This window comes from Anaerocolumna sedimenticola (assembly GCF_009931695.1).
GTDB lineage: Bacteria > Bacillota > Clostridia > Lachnospirales > Lachnospiraceae > Anaerocolumna > Anaerocolumna sedimenticola.
The window spans coordinates 2,787,146-2,808,505 of record NZ_CP048000.1 but is presented as its reverse complement, the minus strand read 5'-3'; the positions used below and the strand labels follow the sequence as shown (position 1 = coordinate 2,808,505).

General features: G+C 40.1%; 16 protein-coding genes and 1 pseudogene. 3 read left to right on the top strand and 14 right to left on the bottom strand.

Annotated features, from left to right (window positions below; all coding sequences use genetic code 11):
- Positions 1–185 precede the first annotated feature (185 nt).
- From Ana3638_RS25180 to Ana3638_RS12415, 3 genes and pseudogenes are all read left to right on the top strand, one after another.
- Positions 186–531 (top strand): annotated as a pseudogene (locus tag Ana3638_RS25180) (type IV secretory system conjugative DNA transfer family protein); the annotation flags it as partial.
- 499 nt (positions 532–1,030) lie between these two features.
- Positions 1,031–1,864, top strand: coding sequence for a helix-turn-helix domain-containing protein (locus Ana3638_RS12420; protein WP_161838310.1), 834 nt, complete (start codon positions 1,031–1,033; stop codon positions 1,862–1,864).
- A gap of 13 nt (positions 1,865–1,877) precedes the next feature.
- A complete protein-coding gene (locus tag Ana3638_RS12415) occupies positions 1,878–3,089 on the top strand; it encodes an MFS transporter (RefSeq protein ID WP_161838309.1) in 1,212 nt (403 codons plus the stop codon).
- 794 nt (positions 3,090–3,883) lie between these two features.
- On the opposite strand, the gene Ana3638_RS12405 is transcribed toward Ana3638_RS12415, so the two are convergent.
- From Ana3638_RS12405 to Ana3638_RS12340, 14 genes are all read right to left on the bottom strand, one after another.
- On the bottom strand, positions 3,884–4,510 hold the full coding sequence (locus Ana3638_RS12405) for a type 1 glutamine amidotransferase family protein (protein ID WP_161838308.1): 627 nt from the start codon (positions 4,508–4,510) through the stop codon (positions 3,884–3,886).
- Between the two features lie 107 nt (positions 4,511–4,617).
- The gene (locus Ana3638_RS12400) at positions 4,618–5,580 is read right to left on the bottom strand and encodes a helix-turn-helix transcriptional regulator (protein WP_161838307.1); all 963 of its coding nucleotides are present in this window, start codon (positions 5,578–5,580) and stop codon (positions 4,618–4,620) included.
- A gap of 560 nt (positions 5,581–6,140) precedes the next feature.
- A complete protein-coding gene (locus Ana3638_RS12395) occupies positions 6,141–6,626 on the bottom strand; it encodes a GNAT family N-acetyltransferase (protein ID WP_246240174.1) in 486 nt (161 codons plus the stop codon).
- Between the two features lie 382 nt (positions 6,627–7,008).
- Positions 7,009–7,290: a hypothetical protein gene (locus tag Ana3638_RS12390; protein WP_161838306.1), complete on the bottom strand. Its 282-nt coding sequence runs from the start codon at positions 7,288–7,290 to the stop codon at positions 7,009–7,011.
- Between the two features lie 273 nt (positions 7,291–7,563).
- Complete coding sequence (locus Ana3638_RS12385; protein WP_161838305.1) at positions 7,564–7,848, bottom strand: hypothetical protein; 285 nt, start codon at positions 7,846–7,848, stop codon at positions 7,564–7,566.
- On the bottom strand, positions 7,845–8,156 hold the full coding sequence (locus Ana3638_RS12380) for a hypothetical protein (protein WP_161838304.1): 312 nt from the start codon (positions 8,154–8,156) through the stop codon (positions 7,845–7,847). Before Ana3638_RS12380 ends, Ana3638_RS12385 begins: the two co-directional genes overlap by 4 nt.
- Positions 8,157–8,440: 284 nt before the next feature.
- Entirely contained in the window at positions 8,441–8,911 is a 471-nt protein-coding gene (locus Ana3638_RS12375) for a hypothetical protein (protein ID WP_202621488.1), read from the bottom strand.
- A 507-nt stretch (positions 8,912–9,418) separates the two neighbouring features.
- Positions 9,419–11,638, bottom strand: coding sequence for an AAA family ATPase (locus Ana3638_RS12370; RefSeq protein ID WP_161838303.1), 2,220 nt, complete (start codon positions 11,636–11,638; stop codon positions 9,419–9,421).
- 70 nt (positions 11,639–11,708) lie between these two features.
- Positions 11,709–14,879, bottom strand: a complete 3,171-nt coding sequence (locus Ana3638_RS12365) for a type III restriction-modification system endonuclease (RefSeq protein ID WP_161838302.1) — start codon at positions 14,877–14,879, stop codon at positions 11,709–11,711.
- On the bottom strand, positions 14,880–16,775 hold the full coding sequence (locus tag Ana3638_RS12360; RefSeq protein ID WP_161838301.1) for a site-specific DNA-methyltransferase: 1,896 nt from the start codon (positions 16,773–16,775) through the stop codon (positions 14,880–14,882).
- A gap of 12 nt (positions 16,776–16,787) precedes the next feature.
- Positions 16,788–17,264 (bottom strand): hypothetical protein, encoded by a 477-nt coding sequence (locus tag Ana3638_RS12355; protein ID WP_161838300.1) that lies wholly within the window; start codon positions 17,262–17,264, stop codon positions 16,788–16,790.
- Positions 17,261–17,872: a DUF4391 domain-containing protein gene (locus Ana3638_RS12350; RefSeq protein WP_161840537.1), complete on the bottom strand. Its 612-nt coding sequence runs from the start codon at positions 17,870–17,872 to the stop codon at positions 17,261–17,263. Before Ana3638_RS12350 ends, Ana3638_RS12355 begins: the two co-directional genes overlap by 4 nt.
- A 9-nt stretch (positions 17,873–17,881) precedes the next feature.
- Positions 17,882–21,112 (bottom strand): helicase-related protein, encoded by a 3,231-nt coding sequence (locus Ana3638_RS12345; protein ID WP_161838299.1) that lies wholly within the window; start codon positions 21,110–21,112, stop codon positions 17,882–17,884.
- Between the two features lie 35 nt (positions 21,113–21,147).
- On the bottom strand, positions 21,148–21,339 hold the full coding sequence (locus tag Ana3638_RS12340; RefSeq protein ID WP_161838298.1) for a helix-turn-helix domain-containing protein: 192 nt from the start codon (positions 21,337–21,339) through the stop codon (positions 21,148–21,150).
- Positions 21,340–21,360 lie beyond the last annotated feature (21 nt).

The following is a 21,360-nucleotide window of genomic DNA, read 5'->3' as shown; positions in this document are numbered from 1 at the left end:
AATTCTCTTTTTTATACATTCTATTACTGTTATTTTTAGACTTTCATAATGAAAAAAACAGCCTTTGAGCGTAAACAAGAAACTTCAAACGAATGAAAGCAACCGCTATTAAAATCGCCGTGATGGACGTTGTAAAAGTGTCTTTAATAAAATTTCGTCAATACAATAATATCTACAGTTGACAAAACGCATCATGGGGAGGTACAAAGGATATAGAGCCTTTTCAAGACCCTGTATTTTAAAACAATGTCATTCTCACCCAAACTGAAAACTTACGATGTCCAGCCGCCCTAAAAAACCCAAGAATGCACGGAATAAAAATGTGCTGATTGTAGGCTGCTCCGGCTCCGGTAAAACAAGGTTTTGGCTAAAACCCAATCTCATGTAATGCCACAGCTCCTAAGTCGTTACTGATCCGAAGGGCTGCATTGTGGTTGAGTGCGGTAAAATGCTGCTTCGCAATGGGTATAAGCTGAAAATATTAAACACCGTCAATTTCAAGAAATCCATCACTATAACCCCTTTGCCTATGCTAGAGGGATACAGGCTAAAGTTACTGATAAGCCTGAACAAAAGGTATGCAGTCGGATGTTCCCCTGTACGGATGGGGACACATCGACAAATATGACTTTCGGCAAATAGGCGGCACCTAACCTACACTGTTGATTACGCGGAACGTGGTAAGCCCGCACTCTCTCTGAAACCGGGAAGCTGACCGCAAGGAAATCCGATAGAAACGCGGGTAAGGAACGCTGGAATAAGCGAATGCCGACCTTGTAATGAGGACGGATAGGGATTGAAATATCATCTAACGCGAAAACGGGCTGACTTCCAGTAGGTCTATCTTTGTTGCTCAAGCCGTATGCGGCTAATATCAAAAGATGCAGAAAAGCTTGTTGATGGGCGAAAAATGGAAAATAACTAATTGCTCTAATGAATATTTATAATAATTTTAATTACACACAGCAAGAATTATTAAAACAAGGGTTGGCAATTCTGCTATCCTATTAACTGAAAGGAGGAAGCGAAAATGGAAAACCAAATGATTATAAGCATTGAAACAGTCATTGACTTTATCGAAAATCATCTTGACGGTAAACTGGAGCTTGATATCGTAGCAACAGCCGTTCACTATTCCAAATACCATTTACACCGAATATTTAATGGTACGGTGGGAATGACAATCCATGATTATGTGGTGCGACGGCAGCTTACCGAAGCGGCAAAATTATTAGTATTTTCCGAGAAGCCCATAATTGAGATTGCTTTTATCTGTGGCTATGAAAGCCAGCAGGCGTTTACTACGGTTTTTAAATCTATGTATAAGATACCTCCTGCGGAATATAGAGAGCAGAGAGAATTTTATCCCTTGCAATTGCGGTTTTCTCTACACAGAAAGGTGACTGCTATGGAGTTTAAAAAAAATGACATTCGTTTTGCCGAAAAGAGTGACATTCCTGAATGGATGGAGCTTGTACGCTTGGTGATTGATGGATATCCCCATCTTGATGAAGCAGAGTATCTTCAAAAATTAAATGACAGTATTAAGGAAAAACAGGCACTGATTTTAAAAGACATAGATATCGTTATTGGTATCATGGTATTTTCCTATGATACAGGCAGCATTGAGTTTATGGGAGTACACCCACAGTATCGGGGTTGCGGGATTCAAAAGGTCTTTTTGGATAGATTGATGGAAGATTTTCTTCCTGAGAGGGAAGTTAGTACGACAACCTTCCGTGAGTATGATAAAGCTGACACCGGCTACCGTGAAGAGCTAAAACAGCTTGGGTTTGCAGAAAGAGAGCTTCTTGTTGAATTTGGTTATCCAACACAACGTTTCGTGCTTTCTCCATATAAATAGGAGGATAACTTAAATGTATAAGGAACTACAGTCTGATTGGAAAAAACGGACAATCCTTTTTTTTATCAGCCAATGTATCACGCTGTTTGGTTCTACTCTAGTTCAAATGGCAATTGTATGGTATGTAACTATGCAAACATCATCTGGTACATGGGTGGCCGCATTTACTATTTGTTCTTATCTGCCTCAGTTTCTTATTTCTTTTGTCGGCGGAGTGTGGGCGGATCGATATAACCGTAAAAAATTGATTATTGGTGCAGATGCGGCGATTGCTGCTGTAACGCTGGTAATGATATTGGCAATGCCCTACATAACCTCTAAACCAGCTTTGTTAATTGGATTGCTTATACTGTCGATTATTCGTTCTCTTGGTGCAGGTGTTCAAACCCCAGCGGTTAACGCTGTTATACCACAGCTTGTGCCTAAAGAACAACTAATGCGTTACAACGGTATCAACGCTACCATGCAATCCATTGTCCAGTTTGCAGCTCCCGCCGCTGCTGGAGCTATTTTTTCTATTAGCACACTGCGCTCTACAATGATGGTGGATATTTTTACGGCAGTTATTGGTATAGGTATTCTATCTTTTGTCTTGCTCCCGAAGCAAACTATTATCATGGAAACAACATCTGTCTTTACAGATATGAAATTGGGTGTTAGATATGCTTTTTCAGATAAAGTGATTGGAAAGCTTCTAATTGTGTATGGATCATTTACTTTTTTAGCTGTTCCGGCTGGCTTCCTTGCAGGGCTTTTTGTGCGTCGTGTCTACGGTAATACATATTGGTATCTAACCGTAGTAGAGTTAGTAGGATTTGCAGGAATGATGGCAGGCGGTCTTGTAATGAGTACATGGTGCGGTTTCAATAGTCGTGTCAAGACTTTATTCTTAAGTCTTGCTGCCTTTGGTGCATTTACCATTGGTATGGGGATTGCCACTAACTTTATGTTATATCTTACTCTAATGTTATTCTATGGCATAGCAATGACTATCGTTCAGACTTCTATTACGACGCTGCTTCAAGAGAAAACTGAAGTTTCTATGCAAGGACGCATATTTGGTTTGCTTGGTTCGATGTACTCAGGTTTTTTACCTATTGGCATGGCGATTTTCGGACCATTAGCAGATGTTGTCCCACTTCAGTGGATTATGGTTTGTTCAGGTATTGCATTATTTTTTATTGCTATAGTCACACGCTGTAATCGTCATTTAGAAGATGAATAGGTGTAATATGGAAAAAAATAAGGGTTTCCTAGCACCGGAACTTCTACTCCTACTTACCAGTAAAAATTCCAATTGCTTGGAAACCCTATATTTCCAGTCTTTTTGACTTCTCTACTTCGCCACCCTTGACATTAATATTACTGTCTCCACATGCCTTGTAGCTGTGATAATGATGACGCATGAAGCTGGTAGCCCCTTGGCGGCAGGGTATATTTTCAAATGATCGCTTTTTCAACCTCAAAATTTTGAAGTTTCTATTCCCGTCAACTATTTGGCACTAGCATTTCTATTACATCATATCAGCAAATTGTCACTTTTAACATTTTTTACTGAAACATTTATTGTATTTATTCTCCACTAAAGCTTTTGGCCATTCAGCAACCCTGCGACTACTTTCTTCTTCTGACAAAATCCTCAATCCTAGTCATAATAGACCATCTTACTCCAAAAGGATCCAATATCCTCATCTGGCGGCAAGGCTAATTTATATGCCGGATTCGCTGCTCCCAGTTGCAAAAAACCATTTCCAAAATCTAATTCTGCATGAACAATTATTTTGTTGCCATTTCCATCAGGATATTCAGTAATATCCTTAACCCTTGCATTGAAAACAGTTTTATAGAACTTTATTTCTTCAGAAGGATTCTTCACTGTTATAAATGGGGTAATAGATGTAAATCCTTAGGGTGTTCCATTCTTTAATATTTACCTGACACTCCCATATATTTTATGCTTTTAGTCATTTTTACTCTTCCTTTAAATGATCATAACATATCAATTTTATGCTTATATCTTTATTGGATTGAACTCATCAACTCAAAAAAATATTTGGATTCATGAGTCTTATTAAGACTATACCAGGCATCTAATGTTTTTGAAGAAAACACACCCAGAGATTTCAAGACGTGTACAGAAAATTCCAACGGAGCTATTCCAGATGCAGTGATCAATTTTCCATCAGTTACTACCGACTCCATTTTGTAATATTTTTCGCCCGTGTAAGTGGGACAGATCATTTTAAGGTATTCCAGATCATTGCTTGTATGCCAATGTGCATTCAATAAGCCTGTCTGAGCAAGTCCCATTGTAGCACCACAAATCGCTGCAACCAATATGCCTTCCTTTAAACACCTCTGGGCGATTTTTAAGATGGGTTGGTGCATTGTTTCTGTCCATGTATCTCCACCAGGTAAAATCAATGCATCTGTGCTTTCAATAAAACACTCATCCAGTTTGATGTCAGGCAGTATTTTCAATCCACCCATTGTTGTTACAGGCGTCTTTTCAATTCCAACAGTCACTATTTTTGATGGGTCAAGTCCCTTTTTATAATATCTTCCCGAGTTCAGCTCGGCAGTTAAGTAACCTATTTCCCAGTCTGACATTGTGTCAAACACATAAAGATATACTGTATTATTCATTTTGCAATTTCTCCTTATTTTATTCATCAAGGAATACCGACCATCAGTACTCAGTGACTACCCTCATTATAAAACAACTTCACTGACATCTGCTGTCAGTGAAGCTATTAATGTTGATAATATTCCATTAACTCCGATGCAATAGCAACAAGTCTTTCTTTCACACTCTGTGGTTCGATTATTTGAATGGATTTACCATAGGATAGGAGAAAATAAGGAACATAAATATGTATTGATTTTTCCTCAAATAAAAAGATGGCTTGATTAGATGTTCGCTCTTTCAGATGATGTCCTAAAAACCAATGCATGCATAGTTCATTAAGCGTCTCTGACCTGCCTTCGATAATTAAAGAAATTAACCCCTCCTTACCCACTAAATCAGGTAACAGGTTTTTCATAAAAAATTCACGGGTCGAAAACGCTTCGGGACGCTTAAATATTATTTGAGTACACTTGATTCGTAAAATCCGATCTACCCGAAAGCTTCGTATTTCATTCCTTAGGTGGCAAAATGCAACAGTATACCATTTGTTGTTCCAGTAAACCATTCCATAGGGGTCTATCATCCTATTCTTTGGTTGCTCTTCACGGCTTGTGCGATAATCAATTTCTACAGAGAATTCCTTTTCTATAGCCTGCTCCAATTCCGCCAATATCGTCTGAATGGAAGGGTTTACCATGCGGTTTATAACTTCAAATCCGGCTAAATGATGGTTAAGTATACTTTCCTGTTCCTGATTCGAATACATTTTCAACTTTGATGTCGCATTGCCTAATGCCTCACTCAAAGGGTATCCAGCTTCTTTTGCAAAAACAGCAGCATGCAGGAGTGCCTTTTTTTCTTCCATATCAAATAGCAGAGGTGCTCTGATAAAATTATTCAGCAGGCTATACCCGCCATTATGACCTGGGTCGGATATTATAGGAACTCCACTGGCACATAGTGCATCAATATGCCGATAAACCGTCCTTATATTTATTTCTAATTTTTGGGATATTTGTTTTGCAGTCATTTTTACGCCTGAATTCAGCATCCACAGAATTGCCAGCATATTATCGTTTTTAGCCATAATGTGAACCCCCTTTCTTGAAGCTCAATATTTTAAATATTCTTATTATCTGCTCAAGGGTCGCACTAAATTATCTGCTTTACGGATCATCTGCATCCCACTATTCATATGCATTTCACCCGTTCAATCCTAACATAGCACTCCACATGCCTTGAAGCGACAATAATGATGACGGCAGGACCTGGTGGTTCTTTCAGGCAGAAATGTATTTATCCATTTAAAAACTTTTTCATTAGCAGCCGGTTCTCTAAGCAGTTCCGACTTTGTACAATATTGTATAGCAGGATTTTCATCACTCAAATAAGCAAACTGTTTCCACATGCCTTGAGTACGTAAAAAAGATGACGCGCTAACCTGATACCCCCTTGGCGGAAAGGTATATTTTAGAAACAGTCGCCTAGTCAGACCGCTTTTTTCAGTGTTTTGACAACTCTTTTGCTTTGCAATTCAAGTAAATTATAAGCAATAAAACCTTCAAAAGTAGCTGCCTTCTGAATACTTTACGTTACAACTTTCCAACTAATTCTTTACAGTATCCATTGAAAGGATCCTACCTTTTTTTATTCACTCTCCTCTTTTCGTCTCTCCATGATTGTAGTATTCTGCCATTTACCGAATCTATCTTTTGCTATTCTATCCCTATAGCCAATCACACGGAAGCCACACCTTTTATGCAATTCTATACTTGCTTCGTTTACTGAAAAAATTGCAGAGTAGAGTGTCCAGTATCCTCTTTTTTCTGTCTCCACACAAAGTTTTGTAAGCATTTGTCTTCCAATACCCTGACGCAAATACTTTTCATCTACAAAGATACTAAGCTCAACTACTCCTCTGTAAGCCTCCCGCTTAGAAGTTGGTGCTATCATGGTGTATCCCACTACCTTACCATCTAATTCATATACATATCTACATTCCTTACAATGCGCCGCATCCCATTCCTCATAGGTCGGACACTCCGTTTGAAAGGTTACCGTTCCTTTTTCCAGGCTCTGCATATAGATTTCCATCATGGCATCCCAATCTATTGCCTTCATTTCTCTTATCATATGATTTCCTCACTATCATCTTTACAATATTTAACTTTATTTCCTTGTTATCAATACCACACACCCCACATGCCTTGAACGGTCAAAAAAGATGCCATTTGAAGCTGGTACCCCCTTTGCGGCAAAATCTCTAAAGTTTTTCACTTTTCACTTTTATAATAAACAATAAGTCTCTTTACATAAATCCAAGTAACTTGTTCCAATAGTCATCTATATCTTCTTTACAAAGAAATTTTATTCCATATTTCAATAAACAATTAATCATAAAAAGTGTGGTTTCAACAAGGACAACAATAGCAGTCACTCGTAATATGTTTTCTATTGAATTAATGGATACATAAATATGACTCATAACAAAATGTCCACATCTATTTAACAAATCTTAAACAGTTTTTTTAAAGTTTCCCATTACAAAATGACGTTTTTCAACTTCGGATAATTCATTTGCTACTTCATAATAATATTGATTAATTAATTTTTTATAACCATATAATACGTTTACTTTGGTAGTATCACTATATTCTCGTAATAAAGAAGAACTTATTATTTTTTTATATTTAGTGTTTTCACCTCTATAATAATAATTATCTAATTTTTCAGTATCAATTAAGTCTATGAATTCTGTTAAACTGTTTACATCAAATTCCTTAACATTTTTATCCATCTAACTATAATTTCCTTTCTGAATAATTTATTATCTCTAGGTTTTATAATCCACTTTACTTCTTCTCAATCTACTTTTTCATATTTGTTCAATCTTCTTAAATAAAGATTGATCTATATACTCTGGTTCAATCTCAAGTTCAATAACAGGAATCCTTTGCTATTTTCTGTGGTAAAAGAAAAAATCTATTTTATAGACATTATATATCATGTTAAAATATGGGATGTAAAAACATTTGGTCTTAAGTGCCTTTTTTCTATATTTAAATTCTTCTCAATAACTTTTGCAAATATATTTTAATCCATAATCACAAGAGATAGATTTCTTAGCAGGTAAAATTTCTTCGACCTTTTTACCATGGACGGAAAGCAATCCAATCCCTGATTCCTGAAGGATACTCAAATTTACATTTTTAATTGTTTCACTTGGCAAAGCTACATATGAATAATCAGAAAAACAAAGATATCTTTGGGCCTGTAAACATGCGCCTATCCAATCCTTCAGTTTTGCTTCTATAGAAATAGTTATACCCAAGTTAATAGACATAATATTTTTCACAATTTTAACCAAGGTGTTTTTATTATAACTATACTAAGATTTACTAAAGTAGAAACATATTGCTTTACCTTTTCTAGTCCAAGTAGAAAAGTTTCTTGAATCTCAGTAAATGTAACCATTCGTCTATCATTTACATACGCAAGAATTGAAACTAGAAAATAATCATCTAAGGGCTTTAGTCTACGATTAGCCCCAAAATTTATAGTAATGTCAGGGATTCCAATTCCCATACGTAATTCATTTGAATAGCGTATACCTTTCATTTCCAAATAATGATTTATATTATTAACTAAATCAACATCTAGCATTCTATCTCACCCAATCTTGTTTTAATTTTTGTAAAACATCTAACCAAACCTTTAAAAATCGGCTTCAAACTTTTATAGTGTACAATGGCATTCTTAATTCTAGTTTCCATATATTCGACACGTTCTAACGTAGAATCAAGATTTCGTAATTCTTCAATTTCTTTATTTCTTCTAAAAAGAAAATGTTTTCTAGTTAATCCATCACCTACAAGATTGGCTGGATTCTGAGAATTACAATATGGACAAGTGCAACCAATGTTTTTACCTGTTTGGATAGCCAAAAGTTATATTATTTTTGCAGGATTTTTACGTTCAATTGCAACGTTGCTGAGTAACTCTGGAAAATAATATCTTGCATACATGTTGTATGGACCACTCGTATCGCCTCTAACATCTGGGTTAAGAACGATAAATAAAATCCCTGGATCTGCAGTTACTTCACTAGCTATAAAAGCCGGAAACGCCAAGCTTTTTAAGCTATATGAAATTATTCTATCAGTTTCGCTATAATTATGTGTTCCTTTTATCTGAACTATAAAGTTTTGTTCCGGACATCTAGATATTTCAGGGTTTGAGACAAACTCAAATGTACCATCATGATTTGGCCACTTATCATCACTAGAAAAGTTAGTATTAATTTTCCCACCTGAAGTCAGAAATGTTTCTAAAGTTGAAACTGCTGCACGATCTTCAGCTGAACGTACAGAATGGGTTGAAATATGACGTATGAATAAATCATTATTATTTGAGCGCAAAAATATCACCTCATTTTAGATAGCATTTTTATTCTATATACCAGGGTCTTGACATGATAAAACATATCAGAAATGTAATAATTTAACTTTATTATATACCAGTATTTTCAATATTGCAAAATTTTATTCTAATTTTCTACAATCTTCTATCTTTAAATCCTTATTAACACAATCAACATATTTTTTCCCACAAAAATCCCCTTCATGTTCCCACAAACACATATCAAAGGGCAAAGTAAGTCGAATTTTTAAATTTTATATTACATCAACTATCAAACTCAGTTTTTCAGCTTTTTCAGTACTCTCTTATTTCGACATTAAGCAAACTGTTTCAACGTGGGGCGATAGGCTCACCTTGATGTCTGGTCTGTATTTTTCGTTTTGCCCGTTCGTGGGAATAGGTCGATAGTGGTTTTTGGGGTATTTTCCGTTCGTGGAAATATGTCCACAGTATTTTATATACTTTAATCCGTTCTCGGAAACAAGTCAACTATCTCGATATTTCAATTATAAATTACTGACTGCCTTATCTACAGCCACCATTTCGTAAGTATAATAATCGCTTTCTTCAAAATCAAAACGAGCTATTTCATTTGCAACAAATTGTTCTGCATCAGATATGTAATGTTCAGGAACGATATTGAAACATCGAACATCGAGCGAATAAAGATAATCATTTTCTATGTGATAGGTCTCATCAACGTATTTTCTTAGAACGTCATTTGTTTGACGAAGACGTTCTCGGGCTTCTCCGTCTTGCTCTGTATATGCACGGAGGATGAGCATTTTTATATATGCAGATTGCTCATTTGAATACCTTTCCATCAGGCATTGCGGTGTGCATTGTGAAAGAACATAGTCATAATCAAAGTCGGGTATATATGATTTAATCACTTCGATTCCATTTGCTATTTCATCGTCGCTCAAATTATCATTTCCTTCTGTATCATAGGTTGGTTTGCTGCGCCCATGTATCAAACTGGAAAGTATATTATAAGCCTCCGACTCCTCCCTTGGATTTCTGTTTTGGTGCTCAATGAATTTTCTTAGGCAACCGATTCTGGCAGCAATATCAATATTTTCATCTAACGCCAGCTCTTTCAGTAAAACCACTGAGGACATAAGGTCATAATTCTTTCTGATAGAAGTACAATGCAATTGCCCATTTATATTTTCTAAATACATCGCGCAAACCGCAGACGGGTCTTGTCGGCCAGATCCAACTTGGATATAATCAATAACTGGCTCAAAGTCATGTGTTAGCATTAAGACAGTCCTCTGGTAAAGGCTGTTTGCTTTATCACGTGTTTTAAACAATCTATTAATGATAGCATATTTTTTGTTACTATCGAATGAAGATATCGGATCGTCAAGTATTACAAGCTCAGCATTTCGACTGATAGCATCAAACATAAACAGAATTAATGCGAAAGCGTGCTTTTCCCCCCAGCTAAGGTGTTTTCCAGGCGATTGCACATCACCTGGGTTTCCATCAGGCATAATAAATTTCAGTATTGCTTTTGCATCATTTTCGCCATTGACCACTACATCAAATGTATACTTAAATCCAGCTATGTTCAGGAATTCATTAATATCCTGTTTCCTATCTTTTATTTTGTTCTGAATATATTTGTTGTACTTTCCAATTTCACCTTTAAGTACTCCAACCTTATCTAAAAGACTATCAATTTCAGCATTTACAGCATTCATTTCTGTCTTTGTCAATTCCGAAACAAAATATGAATCAATAGCCCGAAAATCAACTTTCATTTCTTTTAGCTTAGATTCCAAATCTGCAATATTATCCCTATCTACAGATGATCCATTAAAGGATACTATCACCGTTAATTTCTCATGAAGATAATATGCTTCCGCTCGTATTTTAGTTAACTGTGTTTCGAGGACTTCCAAATCTTCTTTTACACCAAATAATGATACTAATTCAGCAATCTTCTCGTCGCTTAAATAAGGCTTTAGTGCCTCCAGTGCCTTTAGTATTGCTGCTGCTGTTTCAACGCTTGCTTTATCAAAGCTATCCGTAAACACCTTATTCATACTAACCGTCTTTTCTGAGTCCCCAGTTGAACAGTAAGGGCAGCGTCCTTTATTTCCAAACTGTTCATATCCTTGCAAGCGCCATGCCGCCCATTTTGACACTGTGTTTTCTTCAAAGAAAGGCTTCAATTCACTTAGTTCTTCCGGAGGGTTGAAGTAAGCTCCCCTTCCTTCAAGAAGGCCTTTAGCACCGCCTCTTTTGGCAATTTTGTTGCCGCTGGTAATCTTTATCGTGTCTATCAATACTCCGATTTGACTTTGCAGATTAATGATTTCTTGGCGACCGGTTATAGTTGTCTTTATTTTTGATAAGGCATCGTCAATATTCCTTTTGGCTATATCGTATTCTTTGGAGCGAATTAGAACTTCAAATGTATCTTTGATAAGAGTGTCAGGCTGGTAAACATACTGGCGAACATAATCATCATCGAAGATTGATATGTTTCCAATAGGAACTCCATCTACCTGCGGTGAAGTATCTTCGTTGTTAACTCCGTATGGCGCAAGTTCAGTCAATTGTTTGCCTTGAGAAGCAAGTGAAATAGCCCGCGCAATTGTTGATTTCCCAGTTCCGTTACGCCCGAACAAGATGTTCAGCTTATTAGCGCAAATAGATAATTCACCGCTCGTGATGTTATTGCAGTTTTTAATTCTTATCGTGGTGTCAGACATATTGTAACCCTCCATTTCACTAAGCCCATAATTTCGGCGATTGTCGAAATTATGGGCTTTTTATTTTACATTAAAGAGTTTCTATTACATTCAACAAGCTTGAATAGCTATCCACATCGTGGTACTTCACACCAGTGGTGCTAATTTCATTGAACAGCTTCCTTGCGCAAGAGATCTTCGCCTGTTCAATCGGGCGGAGTTCGAGGCTGTCCATTGTACCTTTTGTTTCGGCGATGAAGAAAATATGCTTCACCGCACCTTTCTTGAATGAAATCGCCCAGTCTGGTGAATAGTTGCCAACAGGGGTAGGGATATAAAAGCCGCGCGGCCCCCTTGGCAACTTTGCGTAGACAACTACTTCGTCAGCGGCATCTAAATCTTCTGCAAACTTGCGCTCAATGCTATCAGCCGCTGTGCCGTCCGTGAACACATAGTCTTGAATGGCGTGTTTTGCTTTAAATGCCTTAGCATATTCATCTGAAGCTCGGCTCATATTGAAGATGTCCTGAGTGTACGGTTCCTCTGCACTCGGGACGTAGGTAATATGCTCCACCACAACCGAGGCTTTCTGCTTATTAATGATGTTTGCCACTTTTGTGATAAACTCTTCAGGGTTAGCCCTGAACAACCAAAGCTTATCCTTATTTATCCCCATGAGTATCGCTGCTACCGAACGGCGAGTCAGTGTTGTACCCTCGGCAATCTTGCCAATAATGTCGTAATCCGCAAAACTACCCTGTGTGCGGTCGAGTTTCTTTGTTTCGGTTTTCTCAATATTAAAGTCGGTGCCTTTCTGCTCGCCTTTGGTGAGGGTATATGACAGACGAGCCACACGCAGTTCAGTGTTGATGGCAGAGATAGATTTGGTTATCAGTTCCGCGCTGTTGAACTCCACAGTATAGGCATACCGTTTGTTGATACGTTCCCACAGCTCCTTGAAGTCTTTCCAGTTATCGTTCAGTGGGTTGTCCTTGACCTTCGTTTCGTGGCCGTTCACAGCGATGTCTTTCAGGACACTTGGGTCAAAGATACCCTGAACGAGTTTATGGATGTTCTCGGCAAGTGGCGCGAGTTCCGACTTCATTGGAGCAAAACTGCCTGACTCAGCAGCAACACGGTAGGTATCCGTCACTTCGCCGTTGTCGTTAATATAGTCGTTGCGGACAAGGTAGTTATAAACGGCAGTGGCTTCTGCAACCGTGAAGGTATGCGTATCTTCGCCAACTTGTACGGTTTTGTTCGCAAAGTAATCCACGCTCGCCTTAGTCGGGCGGTCGTAAAGATCGGACTTGATTTCACTCTGCAAATCGGCAACAAATCCGGCGTAGCTCTCACTGGCGACGACCGTCAGCAAATTCATGCTATGGACAAGGGTTTCGCCGCAGACGTCAACGTCCTGCCGTTCGCCTGAGCTGTTCACGCACAGACGTAGGCCGCGTCCGACCTCCTGACGTTTTGCCGTTGCATTGTCAGAGTGCTTCAATGTGCATATCTGGAACACATTCGGATTATCCCAGCCCTCACGCAGGGCAGAGTGACTAAAGATAAACCGCGTGGGTTCGTCAAAGGATAGCAACCGCTCTTTATTTTTCAATATCAAGTCATACGCCGAGATGTCGTCCGAAAATTCGCTCCCGCGCTTGATAGTACTATTTACGGCACGACCTTTCTTGTCAATCGAAAAGTAGCCGCGGTGCGTTTCGGAGGTTTCAATACCACGCAAATAATTTTGATACGCTGTAGGGAATAGCGTCAGCCGCTCACTCAGCGCAGCGTTGTACTCTTCCTCGAATATGCGCCCATACTCGCCGAGAATTTCTTCACCGTCTTCGCCATACTGACGATACTTCGCTACCTCGTCGATGAAGAAAAGGGAAAGGCACTTGATCCCCTGCTCAAACAGCTTTTCCTCTTTTTCAAAGTGGGAAATGATCGTTTCCCGAATCTGGATACGGCGAATATCGTCCTCGTTGACATTTCCACTTGCCTCGCCCGTTGCCAGCACTGCTCCATTGGAGAATGTGACCATAGCACGAATGGGGTCAATCTCCGCGATTGAAATACCCTTATATTCCTCAAGCCCCTTTGATTCGACGTACAGGCTATCACCTACATTGAGCAGGTGCGTTTCTCGCTTGATGCCTGTGTTGTACTTAACCTCAAACTCCAAGCGAGCGCGAGGCGGCTTCTTGCGATCTATGACAATGGAGGCAAGATATAGATAGCGATTCGTGCCTCCAAGATTTTTTAGTTCAAAGCCCTTAACCTCTATCTTCTTAACCAGCTTTTTCTTAAATGCGTCAAGTGCATCCAGAACATAGACGAGGTTGTGTGAGGTCTTGTGGGTAGCAGAATAATTTAGGCTGAACAGCGGGTTAAAGTTCTTTTTCAGTGCGTTCTGCGTTGCTGCACCACCCATTTTTTGAGGCTCATCCAAAATGATAATCGGACGGTTTGCCTTTATTACGTCAATAGGGCGGCGACTGCCGAATTCATCGCGCTTGGTGTAGATAATGCGCGCCGCCTCATTGCCGCTTCGGCCCTCGACATTCTTCTCCTCGTTCATCGTGGTGTTGAACGCCTGCGTATTAATAATCATTACATTGATACCGCTGTTCTGTGAAAACTCGTCGAGCTGGTGAAGGTTCGAGGAATTGTACACAAAGAACCGCGCCTTGATGCCGTACTGCTCCATAAAGTGTTCTTGCGTTATTTCAAAAGATTTTTTCACACCCTCGCGAATAGCAATGCTTGGCACAACCACTATGAACTTGCTCCACCCGTATGCTTTGTGAAGTTCGAACATTGTTTTAATATAGACATATGTTTTGCCCGTCCCTGTTTCCATCTCAACGTCAAGCGACACCGCGCCAAGCCCGGCGGCAAGTTCCGTCGAGTATTTAATATTGTTCGCCGTCTGTACCTCGCGAATGTTTTTCAACAATTGCTGTGGCGTGAGTTCCACGTCGGCGTTGCGGTAGGCGGCTTCGAGAATTTCGATTTCTTCTGCAGTCAAATCTTCTTTCGTGTTATAGTATTTGTCCGCAAGCCGCTTGCGCTTTTGCTCATCGGTCTCACCAAACAAGTTGCCCTGTTCGAAATTGCGCTCGATTTGTCCCTTGCGCTTGCCGAGGTCAAGGCGGTATTTACTCTCACTGTGGTTCGGCTGACCCTTAAACACCCGAATGACCGCTTCAACGGCTTCGGTCTGGAAAGGCTGTACCTTAAATTGGAACTTCATTTACAGCACCCTCCTTATCGTTTTTGGGCTGTAGGTGTTGAACACCTGCTCAAAGTTGACGAGTGCGCTGTCGCTGGTGAAACTGCTGTCGCGGAACACAGCGTAGTATGGCTGACGTTTGGCAATCTCTGTGATAAGAGCTATGTCAATCTTGTCAAAGCACGCAATTAGGTAGTTGTCATCAACATAGAAGACTTTGCCGTCTTGCTCAATTTTACTTGATAGCGGTATACCCAGGTCGAGCATAACCTGAAATAGCAAATCCTCATCCGTGCGGTCTTCTTTGATGTTGTCGATAAAATCGTCGAGGACAAAACTCATTTGTGCATACTCCTCCGGCTTGTAGTACACATCCTTCATGTTGCTGCTGTCGAGTTTGAGAACGCGAAAGCCGATGTCAAGATTTTCAATACCGGGCTTGTCCTTGTTTTCCTCCTTGATTTTCTTACCGGCACGACGTATGCGCTCTTTGCCGATTTCGCATATAGTCTTATAGCCTACTTTCGCCGCTTCACCGTCAGGCGGGCAGACTTCTGGCAATTGCACCATTATGAATTTGCGCTTGCCGCTGTCTTCAGCATTAAGCTGCATTACAGCATGAGCGGTCGTAGCTGAGCCTGAAAAGAAATCGAGGACTATTCCGTCATCTTCAACGTTAGATAACTTGACTAATTCAAGAAGGACTTCAGCATTTTTAGGACTATCAAATGGAACATCAACACCAGTTGGTTTTGATGCTAATAAATCGGACCAGTTAGTGTTGCGCAATATTCCCTCGGCAGGTGCAACCCAGTGTTCTACGCCCTTATTTTTTCCATTTCCATTTGGATTTCTGCGAATAAACTTCTTCGTTTTGCCGGTGTGTTCCCAATATTCTTCCAATGTCATAGTAGATTGATAATGCTTAACATACTCAATGTAATTTTCAACAGCTTCATTAGCAACTTCATGTTTCCATTTCCATTGACCACTTTCTGGCATCACTCCAAGAATATCATATCGCATAGTTGGTCTGTCTGCATCATTCCAAAAGCCCTTCCAATACCCAGTGGCAGCTCTTTCTTCGCTTGCTTCACGGAAAACAGGATTGAATTTAGTGTCCGGAGACTTTGAATACATCAAAATATATTCCAGGCCAGTATTCATTGAAAAAAGCCCTTGTTCCATGAACTGTCGATTCAAATTCTTATCATATCGACGGGTAAAAATTGTATTCCTAAAGTTACTTTGACCAAAAATCTCATTGCAAATTGTCTTCATTGCATGTACTTCTTCTTCACTTATACTAATAAATATAACCCCGTCATCCGCCAGCAAGTCCCTTGCCACGCGCAACCTCGGATAAACCATATTCAACCAGTCGGTGTGAAAACGCCCATTGCTGTCAAGATTCTTCACAAGGCGGTTGCCTTGTTCATCATACTGTCCATCGCGGCTCAAAAATGCATCGGTGTCCTCAGAGAAATCGTCATTGTAGATGAAATCGTTCGAAGTGTTATAAGGTGGGTCTATATATATCATTTTCACACGGTTGAGATACGTTTCTCGAAGCAGCTTCAGTACATCGAGGTTGTCACCCTCTATATAGAGGTTTTCGGTTGTGTCAAAATCCACGCTTTCTTCGCGGCATGGACGCAAAGCAGCAGCAATCGGCGAGTTGGCCAAAAGCACAGATTTCTTTTTGTCCGGCCAGGTGAACTGGTAGCGTTCCTCCTTACCGCTTACTACGCGAGTGTTTATCTCCTGCGACAGCACGTCCGCATCGATGGCACGGACAACTGTGCCATTTTCATCAATCATCTCCGTGACAGCATTGGGAAATAGTTTGGCAAGTACAGCGAAGTTGTTGTCGGCAAGACTTGAGGTGCACATAGCAAGTTTTTCATATTTATTCATTCTGGTGTCCTCCTAAAATGGTAATTTATCGATTATCGGCTGAGCTAACTGCCAAACGGTTGTGGCGTATCCAGCAACTTTTGCGAGTGTCTCAGCATCTTTAACAGTTTGCGTTATCCTTCCCATAACCTTGGTATATGTTGACTCAGCCTCTTTTTTACTCTTTGCTTTTGCTATTGTAAGAACTTCTGCAATAATAGCTATCAGTTCATCTTGCTGTTCGTTATTTTTACTGATTAAATCAACAAGTGTGTAAAGGTTGGCTGTGTTTTGTTCTATCGCTCGGAGTACACGAAGACTCTCTTCCTGATAAGCTTGAAAGAGTTTCTTGAATTCCTGTTGCTCTTCAAGTTGTAATTTGCCATACGGAATTATTTCCGGCATAGCTGGCTGCGTAAACTTCGGCATCGAAGCCGAATAATCAATATTTTTTATAAGAGATGATACATCTATCTTACTTATATCAAAACCATTTACCTTATCACTCATTGCAATCCCTCCAATTCCGATTTCAGTTTCTTAATCTGTTGTACCAACTCCCATTTGAAGCGTGGCTGTCTTTCGTCCATTGCCTTTTTTTCAAGTGTGGCAATTTGCTTTGTCAGTTTTTCCTTACGTTCATTCGCTATAATAGATTCATCGAGGCCTTTTGCACCCGTGAGGTTAATTCCGGCAAAATCAGCTATAATGTTCTCCCATACTGCACCGAGGCCAAGTCCTCGTAAGTTAAGCTCCCAATCATTAAGACGTTTGCTATCTGACATAAGTACACGCTCCGCACGGTATACGGCAAAACGCATCGAATCCTCGTATTGCAAGGCAAACAGCATACGTTGGTCGATCAGCTTTGATAAAAGCGCGATGTTCTTCTTATCACAATCAGCCACTTTCAAAGTGACGAGAATGATGTATATTGCAGGAACATCCTCACTCGCTGCAATGCTCACCGTCTGAGGGGAAATCTCCGAAACTATCGCAAGGCGGCTTATTTGATCGTCAAATAACTTTCGGTCATTGGCATTCAGCTTGAACTTATCAAATACCGCTTTTTTCGGAAGCGGTTTATTTATCTCAGTCGATTTCGGCAATCCAAACATCAAAACACCTCACTTCACTGTCACAAAGCAAACCAGTTCGAAGTCATCCAGACCATCAATCGTGTTTGCAGCAAGAGATATCTGTTTGCCGGAAAGGAAGCCATCGAGTGAGTCGTTCTCGTTTAGATCTACTATGGATTTTACGACAAAGTACAGAAGGTCTGAATAATGTCGCATATTCCTTCCGTCCTTTGTCTCGGCGTTGAACTGCCCACAGAGTTCATAGTTTGGTTCCGATTTTCCCTTACATAGCTGGCGAAAAGCATCAAGCAACTTTTTCGGCTGTAAGTGGTCGATATGAATCACAGAACCATCGCGGACGTACACCATATAAAATGGATGCAATTGGTTCTTGTTCTGTGGGTTTATATTTGCGTTTCGATTCTTCAATATGAATATTGTACCATTTGGCGTATCCTCATTACCTTTTACGACAGCATGAAGACCAAACGGGACTTTATCCAAATTGTCATGGTTTTTAACATACTCGAGTAGGTCAAGCCTGAATTCATTCAGCCCTAAATCCATAATCGAGACGCCGCTTTGCATATCCTCAATGTCCACAACTTCGTTTTGCAAGCGTTCAAGCTGCGCCTTACGGTATTCAAGGTCTCCCTGCTCCTCTGGGTCAATCGGGTTATCATCACCTGTAGAAGTCATAACCGACGCTTTCATACGAGTTTCCACGCGTCCTTTTAATTCAAGGTACTTGTCCAAGTCGATATTAGGCCAGAAGTTGACAAGCTGAATTGTTTCATTGCGGCTTCCGATACGGTCAACGCGCCCGAACCGCTGAATAATGCGTACAGGGTTCCAATGTATATCGTAATTCACGCAGTAGTCGCAGTCCTGTAAGTTCTGACCCTCAGATATGCAGTCTGTTGCTATAAGTATATCTATCTCATTGGGGTTGTTAGGCATAAGCAGAGCTTTGTCCTTTGATACCGGTGAAAAAAGCGTGAGTATTGTATTCATATCTGTGTGTGGCAGTTTCACGGTAGTCCTGCCATCGGTGGTACCAGTTATCATAGCCACGTTAAGCCCAAACCGTTCTTTTATATATGGTGCGACTTGCGCATAGAGGTAATCCACTGTATCCGAAAATGCCGAAAAAATTAGCACCTTTTTATTGTCTGCATTAAACGGGTTCTGGACTTTCTCAGCCATCAGGTTAATAAGGGCCTGTAGCTTTGTGTCGTGTTTAGGCGTAATGTCTTGAATCATCATCGTCAGAAGTTCGAGAATATCCGAATCCTCCGATAATTTTTCACGCCACGATACATAGTCCATATCGGCAAGATCAATATCTACCTTCTTGCCGCTGTTCTCGAAGAAATCAGTGTTGCGGTCATCTCCGTCGAACTCACTTTCGGAAATTTCCTGTGTATTAATTATTTTTTTGCTTCCGCTTTCATAATCGTCAATGGTAGCAATGGTGCCGTCTATCAACATCTTCACACGTTCAAGTGTAATACGAAACGAGTAAACAGAACTTTCGAGCCGCTTTAAGAGATTGATGCACATTAAACGTCTTATACCATTTTCACGTCCGGCACGGTCAATGTTAACACTCGGGTCTATATATTTAGCCCGTTTACTATCAAGCAAAAAATCGGTCGGAACGTATACAGCGAGGTTTAGCTTCATTAACAGGTCGTAAATCTCGTCGTAGTCGATTGCCGTGGGTAGGTCGGTCAGCTTAGGGCGCAGTGCAAGTGGCTTAAGTCTTTCAGGAAATTTGCCAATCGCCTCCGTATTGTAGTATTTCTCTATGTGCTTGCGCGAACGAGCTATTGTCACGCTGTCGAGCATAGTAAAAAAGTCGAAGTCCAGAGAGCGCAGAAGATTTTCGGTTGTGCGCTCCTCGGGATCGAGTTTACTCCATTTATTAAAGGCAGTCTGAGCGTTGCGGAATATAACGTCAATCGGCTTTGCGGTGTCCAGTTTGTCATTTATTAGCTCTGGGTTGCCCTCATAAGCAAGTTCGAGCTGGTGCCGCAGATCAGAAAAACCATTGTTTACAGGAGTCGCCGAAAGCATAAGCACCTTTGTCTTTATGCCTTGGCGAATAACCTTGTTCAGCAATGTGAGATAACGGTTCTCTCGCTTATTATCACCACGCCCCGAATAGTCGCCGCCATTGCGGAAATTATGACTCTCATCAATGACGACAAGGTCATAATTGCTCCAATTGAGTTTCGCAAGGTCTATACTTCCAGAGAACCCTCTCTCACGGGATAAGTCGGTATGGTATAGAACGTCATACCGTAAGCGGTCTTCAGCTATAGGATTATTAAGGTAATTTTCCTTGAATGTTAGCCAGTTATCACCGAGTTTCTTTGGGCATAGTACAAGTACATTACGATTACGAAGCTCATAATACTTAATAACGGCAAGAGCAGTGAAGGTTTTACCTAAACCAACACTGTCTGCGAGAATACATCCATTGAACTTTTCAAGCTTATTGATAATAGCGAGAACAGCATCCCTCTGGAAATCGTACAGCTTTCCCCAGATTTTTGTTTCCTTAAATCCTGTAGCTTCGTTGGGCAATACATCTTCGCTAATGTCGGATAGAAATTCATTGAAAATGTTATAGATAGCGACAAAGTAAACAAACTCAGGAGAATTCTCGTTATATGCAGCAGTTATGCCCTCAATAACCTGATCGGTGACATCTTGAAGCAGATTCTTGTCATTCCAGATTTGCTCAAACATTTTGACATATTCATCTGCAAGAGGCGCATCAATTCGGTTGACAAGATTCATTATATTGTTGCCGCGTTCGCAACCCAAGTCTGAGGTCGTGAATGAATTCAATGGGGAATATGCTATTGTTTCAGAAGGCTTAACGACACTTAAAAAACTTCCCATGGTTCCGCCAGTAACATTGGAACGGAATCTAACCTTATTACGAATCCACTCAGCACACTCACGGGCAATTGCTTTCTGAGTCAGTTCATTACGAAGTTTTACTTCAAATTCCGTACCATACAGGGAACGCTCTCGGTTAAGCTGTGGAATATAAAATTCCCGCTTTTGCCTTGGGGCTTTCTCTTGCAGGAATGTTGGTGAGGTGAACACAAAGCGTAACTCATCAATACTGTTCAGTTGCTTTTTAAGCGCCTCATAAGCATATATTGAAAAACAAGCGGCAGCTATCGAAAGCTTATCACCTTTCGATATTGTTGCCGCCAAGTCATCTTTGACGGTTTTATTCACATTATCAAGGATTTGCATATATTTCCCCCTCGTTTACAATGGTTTACATTTATTTACTCAATATCAGCACTTTTACCACTATCCACCCAAGCATCTACTTCAGATATCTTAAACTTGTATTGTCTACCTATTCTGCGATAGGGGATAACACCCTTCTTAATCCAGTTGCGGATAGTGTCCTTGCTAACGCCGAGATGCTCGGCAATCTCCTCAAGGCTCGACCATTTTTCAGGTTCGTTCGTCATTATTGTTCCTCCTCTTGGAAT

Coding starts and splice junctions, on each gene's coding strand:
- Ana3638_RS12420 (WP_161838310.1), top strand. CDS start 1,031: ATGGAAAACCAAATGATTATAAGCATTGAAACAGTCATTGACTTTATC.
- Ana3638_RS12415 (WP_161838309.1), top strand. CDS start 1,878: ATGTATAAGGAACTACAGTCTGATTGGAAAAAACGGACAATCCTTTTT.
- Ana3638_RS12405 (WP_161838308.1), bottom strand. CDS start 4,510: ATGAATAATACAGTATATCTTTATGTGTTTGACACAATGTCAGACTGG.
- Ana3638_RS12400 (WP_161838307.1), bottom strand. CDS start 5,580: ATGGCTAAAAACGATAATATGCTGGCAATTCTGTGGATGCTGAATTCA.
- Ana3638_RS12395 (WP_246240174.1), bottom strand. CDS start 6,626: ATGATAAGAGAAATGAAGGCAATAGATTGGGATGCCATGATGGAAATC.
- Ana3638_RS12390 (WP_161838306.1), bottom strand. CDS start 7,290: ATGGATAAAAATGTTAAGGAATTTGATGTAAACAGTTTAACAGAATTC.
- Ana3638_RS12380 (WP_161838304.1), bottom strand. CDS start 8,156: ATGCTAGATGTTGATTTAGTTAATAATATAAATCATTATTTGGAAATG.
- Ana3638_RS12370 (WP_161838303.1), bottom strand. CDS start 11,638: ATGTCTGACACCACGATAAGAATTAAAAACTGCAATAACATCACGAGC.
- Ana3638_RS12365 (WP_161838302.1), bottom strand. CDS start 14,879: ATGAAGTTCCAATTTAAGGTACAGCCTTTCCAGACCGAAGCCGTTGAA.
- Ana3638_RS12360 (WP_161838301.1), bottom strand. CDS start 16,775: ATGAATAAATATGAAAAACTTGCTATGTGCACCTCAAGTCTTGCCGAC.
- Ana3638_RS12355 (WP_161838300.1), bottom strand. CDS start 17,264: ATGAGTGATAAGGTAAATGGTTTTGATATAAGTAAGATAGATGTATCA.
- Ana3638_RS12350 (WP_161840537.1), bottom strand. CDS start 17,872: ATGTTTGGATTGCCGAAATCGACTGAGATAAATAAACCGCTTCCGAAA.
- Ana3638_RS12345 (WP_161838299.1), bottom strand. CDS start 21,112: ATGCAAATCCTTGATAATGTGAATAAAACCGTCAAAGATGACTTGGCG.
- Ana3638_RS12340 (WP_161838298.1), bottom strand. CDS start 21,339: ATGACGAACGAACCTGAAAAATGGTCGAGCCTTGAGGAGATTGCCGAG.